This is a genomic window from Streptomyces sp. MnatMP-M17, from assembly GCF_900091995.1.
Taxonomy (GTDB): domain Bacteria; phylum Actinomycetota; class Actinomycetes; order Streptomycetales; family Streptomycetaceae; genus Streptomyces.
In genome coordinates, this window is sequence record NZ_FMDK01000669.1 from 1 (window position 1) to 11,422 (window position 11,422).

Below are 11,422 nucleotides of genomic sequence, written 5' to 3' on the forward strand. Positions count from 1 at the left end.
GCCACCGCGCCTCGCGGAAGGCGAAGCGGGTGGCGTCGGCGCTGCCGGCGGGACCGCCGATGCCGAGGACCACGCGCCGGTGGACCGCCCGCCGGTTCGGTTCCTCGCCGCGGACGACGGTCACGGGACAGCGGGCTCTGGCCGCGACGGCAAGGCTCACGGATCCCAGGAGCATGCTCGCGACCGGGCCGTGTCCGCGCGGTCCCAGCACCAGCAGTGTCGCCTCCCGTGCTTCTCTCAGCAGCACCGTCACCGGATCCTCCGGCTGGATGTCGGTGGAGACCTTCACATCGGCGGCGAGCCGGTTCGCGCGCTCCTCGGCCGCGGCGACGAGACTCTCCGCCCGTATCTGCTCGGAAGGGCGGTCGGCGGCGAGCCTCGGCCGTACTCCTTCGTAGTGCTCCCACAGGGAGGCATGGACCAGCCGCAGCGGCAGGCCGGAGCGCTCGGCCTCGGCCGCCGCCCAGTCGACCGCCTGCATGCTGCCTTCCGATCCGTCCACTCCCACGACCAGAGGAAGCTCCATCGCTCCCACCTCCTTTCCTCAAGGGTGACTCGCCCGGGTCCGTGAGGCCTGAGGGGCCGGACGGGCCGCCCGCAGGGCCGGACGGGCCACCGGGCCCCTCGTACGGGAACCGGTCGGCCCATGCGCCGGCCGGGCACATCGCCGCAGGCTGGGCGTAAGGAGATCACCGCCGACGGGCCGTCACCGGCCCGCGAGGAGATGCACGTCATGAAGGCATTCGTCTTTCACGGGCCCGGAAAGTCCTCATGGGACGAGGTCCCCGAACCTTCCATCAAGGACGGCGCGGATGTGATCGTCCGCGTCGACTCCGTCACCATCTGCGGCACCGATCTGCACATCCTCAAGGGAGATCTCCCGGAAGTCGTCCCGGGAACCGTTCTCGGTCATGAGGCCGTAGGCGAGGTCGTGGAGACGGGCGGCGATGTGCACACCGTACGGCCCGGGGACCGGGTGCTGGTGTCCTGCGTCTCGGCATGCGGGCGCTGCCGTTTCTGCCGTGAGGCCCGGTACGGCCAGTGCCTCGGCGGCGGAGGCTGGATGCTGGGACATCTGATCGACGGGACGCAGGCCGAGTACGTACGTGTGCCGTTCGCCGATCTCTCCGTCCATCCGCTGCCCAGCGCCCTCGACAGCCAGGACGCGGTGCTGCTCGCCGACATCCTTCCCACGGCCTACGAGGTGGGTGTGCTCAACGGCCGTGTCCGGCCGGGCGACACGGTGGTCGTGGTCGGCGCCGGGCCCATCGGTCTCGCCGCCGTCGCCACGGCGCGGCTGTTCTCGCCCGGCCGTGTCGTCGCCGTCGACCTGGCTCCGTCCCGTCTTGAGGCGGCACGCCGGCTCGGTGCCGACGCGGTGGCGAACGGGGCGGAGGATCCCGAACAGCTGATCCAGGATCTGACGGAAGGGCTCGGCGCCGATGTGGCGATCGAGGCGGTGGGCCTGCCGGAGACCTTCGAGCTGTGCACGCGCGTGGCGCGGCCGGGCGGGCATGTCGCCAATGTCGGGGTGCACGGCAAGCCCGCCGTACTGCATCTCGAAGACCTCTGGATCAAGGATGTGACCATCACGACCGGGCTGGTGGACACCTTCTCCACGCCGATGCTGATGGACATGACGGCCGCCCGCCGGCTGCCCACCTCCTCGCTGGTCACGCACAGCTTCGAACTCGACCGGATGGAAGAGGCGTACGAGGTGTTCTCCGCGGCCGAGAGCGGAGCGCTCAAGGTCGTCCTGGAGCGGCCGGCGGCTTGAGAGCCTGAGGGCTTGAGAGCCTGAGGGCCTGAGAGAAGGGCCCGGGAGAAGGGTGGGCCGGGACCGGGGCCGGGGGCGCGCCCCGGCCTTCGGTGTGCCTTGTGTCCGTCTGCGGCTACGGTGGAAGTGCGGCCGGCCGGAGTACGACACGTCGGCCGCGCCGGAGGAACCGTGGGCGACGACGGGAACAGGCGGGCGGAGGGCACGCCGGGGCGGCCGGATGTCCTGCCGGAGGATTTGCAGGCCCATCTGGACGCCGTCCAGCACGGTGCTCCGGAATTGGTACGGAGCCTGCTCGAAGCAGTGCTCTCGGTCGGCCGGGAACTGGAACTGCCTCAGGTGCTGCGGCACATCGTGGAGGCGGCGGTGAAGCTGGTGGACGCGGAGTACGGCGCCCTGGGCGTCATCGGCGAGAAGCCACGGCTCGCGCAGTTCCTGCCCGTCGGTGTCACCGAGGAACAGACAGACGCCATCGGCCATCTGCCCGAGGGCCATGGAATCCTGGGCGAACTCATCCGCCATCCCGAGCCCTTGCGGCTCTCCGAGCTCTCGGACCATCCCGCGTCGTACGGCCTTCCGCCCGGCCATCCGCCCATGCACTCGTTCCTCGGAGTGCCGATCCGCATTCGTGACGAGGTGTTCGGCAACCTCTATCTCACCGAGAAACGGAACGGCAAGGATTTTGACGACGCGGACGAGGCCGTCCTGTCCACGCTCGCCGCGGCGGCCGGTGTGGCCATCGACAACGCGCGGCTCTACGAACAGGCCAGGGACCGTCAGCGCTGGCTGGAGGCCAACGCGGAGGTCATCGCCAGTCTGCTGTCGGGAGCGGAGGAGGCAGAGGTGCTCGCGCTGATCGTCGACCACGCGCGCCGCATCGTCTGCGCGGATCTGGGCGCGCTCGCGGTTCCCGACGAGGACAAGGACGTACTGCGGGTCCCGCTCGCCAAAGGCGTCGACGCGGAAGCCCATCGGGGCCTGGTGCTTCCCGGGGAGGGCTCGTTCGTCGGGGCGGCGCTCCGCGCCCGGGAGCCGCTCATCAGCCTTGACGTCGAGACCGATCCGAGGATCACCGCGGGCCCGCCGCGCTGGCGCGGACTGGGGCCCGCCGTCGCGGTGCCGATGATCACCGGCGACGGTGTGCGCGGTGTGCTGCTGCTGGCCCGGACGCGCGGGAGCACTCCGTTCTCTCCGGCCGGGACGGCTCCGCTGCTGGCTTTCGCCGGACAGGCGGCCCTCGCGATGGAACTCGCCGGACGGCGGCGCTCCGCCGAGCAGCTCACACTGCTGGCGGACCGGGACCGGATCGCCCGCGATCTGCACGACCTGGCCATCCAGCGGCTCTTCGCCACCGGGATGACGCTCCAGAGCACCGTACGGTTCGTGGAACATCCGGCCGCACGGGAGAGGCTGCTGCGGGCCGTGGACGACCTGGACGAGACCATCAAGATCATCCGCTCTACGATCTTCGGCCTCCGCGCCCATGACACGGGACGTGCGCGTCAGGGGCTACGGGTCCGGGCCACCATGATGGTGGAGCAGGCCGTACGCTCCCTCGGTTTCACGCCGTCGGTGCGTATGGAGGGACTCATCGACACGGATGTGCCGCCCGCGATCGCCGAACATGTCGTCGCCGTCCTGGGCGAGACGCTGAGCAATGTCGCACGGCACGCGCACGCCAGCAGCGCGGAGGTGTCCCTCGTCGTACGCAAGGGCCGGCTGACGCTGACCGTCACGGACAACGGGACCGGTATCCCGGCGGACGCCCACAGAAGCGGCCTGGACAATCTGGCCGGGAGGGCGGAGGGCCTGGGCGGTGCGCTGACGGTGGAGGCGCTTGATCACGGCGGCACGCGTGTCGTATGGACGGTACCGATCAGCCAGGGCTGACGTACCGATCAGCCAGGACGTACCGATCAGCCCGGACGTAACCGCGCCGTGAGTCTGCCTCCTGAGCTCACTCCGACGCGCTGGCGCGGCCCGTGGAATACGGACCGGCCTGGGTGGCGAGGACGGCGGCCTGGATACGCCGTTCGACGCCGAGCTTGGCCAGCAGACGCGAGATATGGTTCTTGACCGTCTTCTCGGACAGATAGAGCCGCTTGCCGATCTGGCGGTTCGTCAGACCTTCTCCGATCAGCGCGAGGATCTCCCGCTCACGGGGAGAGAGCTCGGACAGCGCGTCGGGCTCCCGCTCCTCCGAAGTGTCGTCGCCGCGCAGACTGCTCATCAGCCGGGTCGTCGTCGCCGGGTCGAGCATGGACTGGCCGGACGCCACGGTGCGTACCGCGGCCACCAGATCCGCTCCCTTGATCTCCTTCAGCACATATCCGGCCGCGCCGGCCATGATCGCGTCGAGCAGGGCATCGTCGTCGTCGAACGAGGTGAGCATCAGACAGGCCAGGCCGGGCATCCGCGAGCGCAGTTCGCGGCAGACCGTGATCCCGTCGCCGTCGGGCAGCCGTACATCGAGAATCGCGACGTCCGGCCGCAGGGCCGGGCCACGGGCCAGGGCCTGATCGATCGAGCCCGCGTCACCGGCGACCTCGATGTCCGGCTCCGCGTCGAGCAGATCCTGCACACCACGCCGTACGACCTCGTGGTCGTCGAGCAGGAACACCCGGATCGGCCTCTCCGGAGAGAAGTGCCGCACCTCGTTCATGTCGTTCCTCCGCAACTCTGCGCTGTCGTGGTCCCGGCTGTCGTGGTCCCGCCGCCTCACCATCCTGGCCCGGACTCCCGGGGCGGACCAGGGCCGAACGGGCCCTGCCTCATCGGTGTCCGCGTCATCGGTGTCGGCGGCGCAGATCGCACCGGCTGACGATTCCCTGGAGCCTGCCGGAGCGGTCGACCACGGGCAGCCGTTTCAGAGACATCAGCGCCAGGGTCCGGGCCACCTGGGCGAGGGTGGCGTCCTCGCGGACCGTGAGGGCGGGAGCGCTCATGAGTTCCTCGGCGGTCGCCGCTCCGGCCTCCTTGGGAAGCAGATCCCTTTCGGAGACCACTCCGACCACCCGGCCGTCGCCCGCCAGCACCGGCAGGGCGCTCACATGCCAGCGCTCCATGGTCCCGACGATCTCCTTGAAGCCGGTGTGAGGGCCGACCGCGACCACGGTATGCGTCATCACATCGCTCACGGTGTGCGGAGTGCGGTGCATCGTCCCTCCTCGATCGCATCGATCGGACACATCGATCGGACACGGTCATACCGTGCCAACACAAGCCTCGGTCCTCCGGACACCGTGGTCCATGGGCTGACCCGCTCTGGCCCGGGTCCGAACGGCTCAACCTGCGAACAGCCCAACCGATGAGGTGCCACGCGCCGAGGTGCCAGGTGCTGAGGATGCCAAGCGCCGGGGACGCCACGCGCCGAGGTGCCAAGCGCCGGGATGCCCGTCAGAGCCAGCCTGTCCGCCCGGCCCGTCCGGACGGTGCCGCGCCGACGCCCTCCATGTCACGGTTGGCGACCTGGATCAGCAGTCCGCCGAGATCCGCCAGCGCACGGCCGGCCGCGAGCTCGTCGCCGATCTCCGGTACGTCCACGTCATCGGGGCTGCACCGTGCCTTGCCGTGCCCGGCGAGGGATGTGGTCCCGGTGTCCAGCACCACACGCGCCGTGGTTCTCCCGTCCTCCTCGAAGAGGTAGAGACGTACGGTCCACTCCGTTGTCTTCGACATGGCCTGCCTCATTCCTCCGAGGGCCGTCGTCTTCGAACGGCCCCACATCACCACTGTCGGACGTCGCCGGTGCCGACAGGCAGGGGCCAAAGGTCCTCTATGGGCGGCGGAGGCTACGGCGTGGCGGCGCCGTCCGGTGGAGTGGGCTGGACGAGACCGCTCTGATAGGCGATGACGACCGCGCCCGCGGCGGCGAGGCCCATCTTGGTGAGCATCGGAACACCGACCACCGAGAGGCCCGCCAGCGCGATGACGACGGTCAGACCGGCGAAGACGACCGCCGATCCGGCGGTGCCGGCGGCGAGACCTGCCGCCTCCTGCGGCGTGTGTCCCTTGGCCCGCTCCTCGCGGTATCGGGAGACGACGAACAGCGCGTAGTCGATGCCGACCGCGAGACCGAGCATGGACGCCGGCGTGCCGGTCGTCATGGACAGGCCGAAGGTACTGCCCAGAGCCAGGACCGAGGCGATGCCGATGCCGACGCCGATGAGCGCGGTGAGCAGCGGCAGCCCGGCTGCCGAGAGGGATCCGAACGTGACCAGCAGGACCACCGCGGCGATGGCGACGCCCATGCCCTCGGCGGCGCCGCCCGCGGTGGGCTGCGTGGCCAGCACCGTACCGCCCACCTCGACCGTCAGACCGCCGTCCCGGGCCCGGTCTATCGCGTTCTCCAGCGTCTCCTTGCTGGTGTCGGTGAGATCGTCGGCCTTCACCTTGTGCGTGACGGTGGCGTAGGCGGCCGTGGCGTCCTTGCTCACCGCCTTGGCCTGGAAGGGACTCACGGCGCTGTCGACCTGCGTCCCGCCGGCCGTCTCGTCCACGAGTTTCTCGATGACCGCCCGGTGGTCGCTCCGGTGACCTTCTGCCCGTCCGGCGCGACAAAGACAATCCGGGCACTGGCTCCGTCGGCACTCGATCCCGGGAAGCGCTGATCCATCAGATCGAAGGCCTCCTGTGCCTCGATGCCCGGCATGAAGGAACCGTCTTCGTGGCAGCGGGTGCCTTGACGGCGCCGGCACCGACGGCGACGAGGACCGCCGCCCACAGCAGCACGACGGACCAGCGCCGCCGGAAGGCCGTACGGCCCAGCCGATAGCCGTACGGCCCAGTCGATAAAGGAAAGCAGCCACGGGTCAGGGATCTCCACATCTGATCTCGGATACGACCCCGGCCTGACCGCTCCGGCCTCCCCTGCCGTCGTGCGCCTGCCGACACTTCCGCCTACTGAAAAGGCACGACACACGCGAGGCGGGTCCCCCCAGGTATGACGCCCGCCTCGATGTGTGGCCGGGGCCACATGCTCGCTGGGTGGGCCCGCCACGTAATCTGTGAAAATGACCAATGAGCCGGACAGAGAACCCGGGTCCAACATCGGGCTGTCGGACGCCGAGTTGAGAGTCGCGTTCGCGCGTGCCGTGGCGGTAGGGAAATCGGTGCGTGTGGTCGGCAGCACGCGCGTCGATACGCGTATGGTCAGCCTTGATCTTCATTTGAACAAGGACGGCTCCGCTGCCAGCGCGTTCGCGATCAACGGGGGCGAGTGCCGCGTACGGGCGGTCGCGGGTTCGTACTACTTCCACTTGTCCGCCGCGTTTATCGCCGAGTGGGCTGGGACAGAAGGCCGCAGCCACCTGGACCTGTCGCCGATCGTGAGCAGGTGGTGGCCCGCGACCAGCGCGCTGGGGAACTTCCTCATCGAGCATTTGGGGTTTCTGGCCTCCTACGACATGTTCTTGCGTAGAGTCGTGGCGGACGAAACGGGGGGCGAGGTAACCGCGGCGGGAACCGCGTTCCTCAATGGTGAGCGTGTCGCCGTGTACCTGGGTGAGGATGGTTCGACGTATTACTTCGCGGCAACCGGCCTCGCCTATCTGCTCAAAGGCACCGCGAGCCCGGAAAACGACGGAGAGTCCACGGAATTCACCTGGAATCAACCGCTCAGGGTGGAAGTACCGCAGACAACGGAGAACTTCCGCTTCTGACCGGACGCGACTCAGTACGAGGCACACGTCCACTTCATGGACGACCCGGCCTGGGCAGGAGCGACCGTTGACGAGGTGCTGAATGCGGTCTGCGCCGACGAGAACCTGGCCGTTGTCTTACTCGCCGACCGGACAACCATGCAGGCCGAAAGCCACGCGTTGCCGGCGGTCACCACGCTGACGCGGGAGGAGTGCGCGGATGACGAGGACTACGAGCAGTTGAGCGAGTTCGGCCGTGAGTTCCGCACCGTCCGGACGTTGACCGGCGCAGGCCCAACGGGCTGGAATCACTGAGCCTCTTTTAACCTGAGTTGAGCTGGTCAGAGGATGGCTTGGACGAGGCCGGTGATGCGAGTGGTGTTGCGTCGCAGGCAGGATGCCAGCCGGACTCACCAAGATCTTCTCCGCGGCCGCACGAACTGCCGTGGTGATCTACGCCGCGTCGATCAGGTCCCCGGTGATCTCAGGGGCAGTCATGTCCTGGCGCACGGACCCGCCCTGGAGCTCCACGTGCGGGTCGGACGTGACGTTGAAGTACCAGACCGGGTGACGCGGGAAGCCGCCCTTCGAGGCCACGGCCGCGTACCTTCCTCCGTGCTCCACGCGCATCAGAGGGACCTTGCGGATCCTGCCGCTCTTCGCGCCGCGCGTCGTGAGAATGACGACGGGCAGACCCGTGTCCCACAGCGTCGTCCCCTCAGTACCGCCCGAACTCTCGTACAACTCCACCTGTTCACGCACCCACTGCGCCGGACTCGGCTCGTACTCGCCGTCCACCGCTACATCAGCGAAGCCATCGACGTTCTCGCAACCCTGGCCCGCCCGCACCCGCGCCCCCGGCGAACGGGCCATGGCCACCCCCAAAGGCCGGCGCCTGCTGCGCAAGCTGCGGTGCAGCACCACCCGCATCACCGCGCTCATTCAGGCACTCCTCGCCCTCCACCTGGCCCGCTCAAACTGAGGTTGAAAATGCCTCACTGAGGTTCGTGCGGTCCGACACCGCCCTCTGGGGGCGGGCCCATAGCCCTCGCCCCTTGCCGGTCCGGCAAACGGTCGGCTGGCGCTGGCGCCCTCGATCCACAGGCCGCCGACCCCCGAATTGAGGCCGTGTTTCGGCGTGCGGACCGCTGCTCCGGATGGCCTGATGGAAGGTGTGAGGAAAGGAGTCGGCCAATGGGTTCGACCACGGGTTATGACTATGTCGTCGTGGGTGCGGGGACGGCCGGATGCGTGCTCGCGGCTCGGCTGACGGAGGACGAGAACGTCCGGGTGCTTGTGCTGGAGGCCGGTGCCCGGGAGCCGCTTGAGCTGATGGCGGTGCCGGGTGCCTGGCCGGCGCTGATGGGCAGTACGGCCGACTGGGGCGGCACGACCGTCGTATAGGCCTCGACGGGAACGGCGATTCCGGCGCCCCGGGGACGGGGACTGGGCGGTTCCTCCAGCATCAACGGACTGAACTTCATCCGCGGCCATCGCACCAGCTACGACGTATGGCCCGAACAGGGCGCGACGGACTGGGGGTTCGACGATCTCCTGCCGTACATGCGGCGGAGCGAAACGGCTGCGGGACACGATCCGGCGCTGCGCGGCCAGGACGGTCCACTGACGGTGGGCCCTCCGGCCGAGCCCAATCCTCTGGTGGCCGCCTGCGTCGACGCGGCGGTCGAGACCGGGCAGGCGCGCGCCGACGACATCAGTGGCGGCCTGGAGACAGGGTTCGGCTGGTGCGACAACAACATCGTGGACGGCGTACGCCAGAGCGCGGCCGACGCGTACCTCAGGCCGGCCATGGGCCGGGCGAACCTCGACGTGGTGACCGATGCCCTCGTCCTGCGCCTGGTGGTGACCGACGGGCGGTGCCGCGGGGTCGAATACGCGAAGGACGGTTCGATCCGCTTCGCGGAGTGCGCCGAGGAGGTCGTGGTGACGGCGGGGGCGATCGGTTCCGCGCAGCTACTGCTGCTGTCCGGGATCGGACCGGCGGACGACCTGCGCGCGGTGGGAGTGGACGTGGTGCTCGACCTGCCGGGCGTCGGGGCCAATCTGCACGACCACCCCATGTCGACCCTCACGTACACCGCCCGGCGGCCCGTCCCGCGGAACATGAGCAATCCCCCCGGGGAGGCGATGGGGACGGTACGGACCGGCCCCGAGGCTGCCGTACCGGATCTGCAGATCCTCTTCGCGAGCCTGCCCTACCGCGCCCCGTCCCTGCCGGGACCCGAGAGCGGCTACACGATCGCCTTCTCGGCGGTGAATCCCCGCAGCCGTGGATCGGTACGTCTCGCGAGCGCGGAGCCCGGAACGGCACCCCTGATAGACCCCGGCTACCTCGGAGACAGCCGCGACATCGCGACGATGGAAGCCGGTCTGCGCGTTGCCCGAAGGATCGGCGAGGCGGACGCGCTGAGTGCCTGGCGGGACGAAGAGGCGCTGCCGGGCCCCGGCACGACCGACGGCAACGCTTTCCACGACTACCTCGGCAGGAGCCTGCTCGTGTACTACCACTACGCGGGCACCTGCCGCATCGGGCCGGACGGAACCGCCGCCGTCGTCGACCCCCGGCTCCGGGTACGGGGCATCACCGGGCTCCGCGTGGCCGACGCGTCCGTCATGCCGTCCATCGTGAGCTCCAACACGAACGCGGCGGTCTACGCGATCGCCGAACGCGCCGCTGCGCTCATCAAAGGACACACGACTGCGCTCGTTGAGTGATGGCGCGCGGATACAGCACAGAGATCCCCCGCTGACATCTCCAGCCGCTTGACGGTCTATAGGAGCTTCAGAGTCAAGTGAGGAACGCGGGAAGCCCCGTCGGGGCAGGGTGACCAATTGGGGCCCCTGCCCCGACGGGGCTCGGTCGGCCGGGCGGCGGGTTACCGGCGCCCGGCAGAGGCCGGTGCCGTGTGCGGTGCTTTGCGGCTCAGCCGAAGTTCACGTCGCTGCACCACATGTAGGCCTGGTCGAGGTGCGAGGCCTGCCAGATCACGAACAGGATGTGGTGTCCGGTGTAGCCGGAGGTCTGGACGGGGAACGTGATGTCCTGTGCCGGGGCGAAGCGGCCGGTCTGCGTGATGAAGTCGAGGTTGCTCCAGCCCAGGGTCTGGGTCTTGGGGTTGAAGCCCTGCTTGCTCACGTAGACCTTGAAGTAGTCGGCACCGTGGGACGCCTGGTCGTACATGTGGACCGAGAAGTTGTTGCCGATGGTGGTGGTCTTCCACGATCCGGGCTTGTCCAGGCTGGCGTTCCTCGAGAGGTTGTTGCTGCAGAGTGTCCCGTCGGGGGTCCGGGCCTGGAACTGGCCCCCGAGGCCGTCGCGGAGCGCGCTCATCCAGTTCCACATGGTGTCGGGGTTGGCCTGGAAGGCCTGCCAGCACATCGGGTCTTGGGTCTGCATGGCCGGGTTCGTGTGGTCGTTGCCCCACGTCTTCCAGCACTGGTACGCGCGGGTGGCGGGGCCGACGACGGTGCCGTGGGCCTGGGCGGGGGTCGACCAGGTGAGGGCGCCGACGGCCACGGCGAACAGCATGACGAGCGCCTGGAGAGGTCGGCGGAGGGACGCTCGCGAACGCCCGGTTAACGGACTCTTTTTGCGCATGGTGGGGGACTCCTTTCAGTTGCAAGGCTGATTTGGGAGCGCTCCCAAAGATAGGACTTCCGAGTGAGATGTCAATGAAGCAGACGGAGTTGATTACAGGGGTGGGTGGCGAGCAGGGAATCTGCCGTGAGCCGGAGTCGGGATTGTTCGCGGGACCGGAAAGCGAGGATGCGGCCTGGACCGGTGCGCCTGGCCGACGATGCCACCCTCTTCTGGCGCGCCCCGACACTCGTGGGTTAAACACTCATTTCGGGATAAAATATCGGGAGAAAACGGCCTCCAAGGCGGATGCGAGGTGGCGGAAGGTACCTGGAGCCCGACCGGCGGAGAGTGCGTTTCCTCAGCACTCGATGATGTTCACCGCGAGCCCGCCTCGGGCCGTCTCCT

At 68.9% G+C, this 11,422-nt stretch carries 9 protein-coding genes and 5 pseudogenes; 7 read left to right on the plus strand and 7 right to left on the minus strand.

Annotation, left to right across the window (positions count from 1 at the left end; all coding sequences use genetic code 11):
* The coding region (locus GA0115259_RS27800; protein ID WP_141716712.1) for a universal stress protein at positions 1 to 526 on the minus strand (526 nt) is incomplete at its 3' end.
* Positions 527 to 733: 207 nt separating this feature from the next.
* Between GA0115259_RS27800 and GA0115259_RS27805 the strand changes: the two genes are divergently transcribed.
* Together GA0115259_RS27805 and GA0115259_RS27810 are read left to right on the plus strand one after the other, a co-directional pair.
* A complete protein-coding gene (locus tag GA0115259_RS27805) occupies positions 734 to 1,777 on the plus strand; it encodes a zinc-dependent alcohol dehydrogenase family protein (protein ID WP_093602151.1) in 1,044 nt (347 codons plus the stop codon).
* Positions 1,778 to 1,948: 171 nt separating this feature from the next.
* The gene (locus tag GA0115259_RS27810) at positions 1,949 to 3,667 is read left to right on the plus strand and encodes a GAF domain-containing sensor histidine kinase (protein WP_093602139.1); all 1,719 of its coding nucleotides are present in this window, start codon (positions 1,949 to 1,951) and stop codon (positions 3,665 to 3,667) included.
* 67 nt (positions 3,668 to 3,734) lie between these two features.
* Here GA0115259_RS27810 and GA0115259_RS27815 read toward each other — a convergent pair whose 3' ends face one another.
* The 4 genes and pseudogenes from GA0115259_RS27815 to GA0115259_RS27830 all read right to left on the minus strand — a co-directional run.
* Positions 3,735 to 4,439: a response regulator gene (locus GA0115259_RS27815; protein ID WP_093602141.1), complete on the minus strand. Its 705-nt coding sequence runs from the start codon at positions 4,437 to 4,439 to the stop codon at positions 3,735 to 3,737.
* Positions 4,440 to 4,581: 142 nt separating this feature from the next.
* A pseudogene (locus tag GA0115259_RS27820) lies at positions 4,582 to 4,935 on the minus strand (CBS domain-containing protein); the annotation flags it as partial.
* A gap of 238 nt (positions 4,936 to 5,173) precedes the next feature.
* On the minus strand, positions 5,174 to 5,455 hold the full coding sequence (locus GA0115259_RS27825; RefSeq protein WP_093602145.1) for a DUF1876 domain-containing protein: 282 nt from the start codon (positions 5,453 to 5,455) through the stop codon (positions 5,174 to 5,176).
* A gap of 167 nt (positions 5,456 to 5,622) precedes the next feature.
* Positions 5,623 to 6,604 (minus strand): annotated as a pseudogene (locus GA0115259_RS27830) (MMPL family transporter); the annotation flags it as partial.
* Between the two features lie 185 nt (positions 6,605 to 6,789).
* Between GA0115259_RS27830 and GA0115259_RS27835 the strand changes: the two are divergent.
* Positions 6,790 to 7,437 (plus strand): hypothetical protein, encoded by a 648-nt coding sequence (locus tag GA0115259_RS27835; RefSeq protein WP_141716713.1) that lies wholly within the window; start codon positions 6,790 to 6,792, stop codon positions 7,435 to 7,437.
* Positions 7,438 to 7,455: 18 nt separating this feature from the next.
* Positions 7,456 to 7,731, plus strand: a pseudogene (locus tag GA0115259_RS27840) (hypothetical protein); the annotation flags it as partial.
* Positions 7,732 to 7,890: 159 nt separating this feature from the next.
* Here GA0115259_RS27840 and GA0115259_RS27845 read toward each other — a convergent pair.
* Positions 7,891 to 8,214, minus strand: a pseudogene (locus GA0115259_RS27845) (nitroreductase/quinone reductase family protein); the annotation flags it as partial.
* Between the two features lie 43 nt (positions 8,215 to 8,257).
* Here GA0115259_RS27845 and GA0115259_RS27850 point away from each other — a divergent pair.
* From GA0115259_RS27850 to GA0115259_RS27855, 3 genes and pseudogenes are all read left to right on the plus strand, one after another.
* Positions 8,258 to 8,398: pseudogene (locus GA0115259_RS27850) on the plus strand (IS5/IS1182 family transposase); the annotation flags it as partial.
* A 212-nt stretch (positions 8,399 to 8,610) separates the two neighbouring features.
* Entirely contained in the window at positions 8,611 to 8,820 is a 210-nt protein-coding gene (locus tag GA0115259_RS42950) for an NAD(P)-binding protein (RefSeq protein WP_345941036.1), read from the plus strand.
* Positions 8,821 to 8,838: 18 nt separating this feature from the next.
* Positions 8,839 to 10,152, plus strand: coding sequence for a GMC family oxidoreductase (locus GA0115259_RS27855; RefSeq protein WP_345941037.1), 1,314 nt, complete (start codon positions 8,839 to 8,841; stop codon positions 10,150 to 10,152).
* Positions 10,153 to 10,360: 208 nt separating this feature from the next.
* Here the strand turns inward: GA0115259_RS27855 and GA0115259_RS27860 are convergent, their stop codons facing one another.
* Positions 10,361 to 10,966, minus strand: coding sequence for a lytic polysaccharide monooxygenase auxiliary activity family 9 protein (locus tag GA0115259_RS27860; RefSeq protein ID WP_093602149.1), 606 nt, complete (start codon positions 10,964 to 10,966; stop codon positions 10,361 to 10,363).
* Positions 10,967 to 11,422 lie beyond the last annotated feature (456 nt).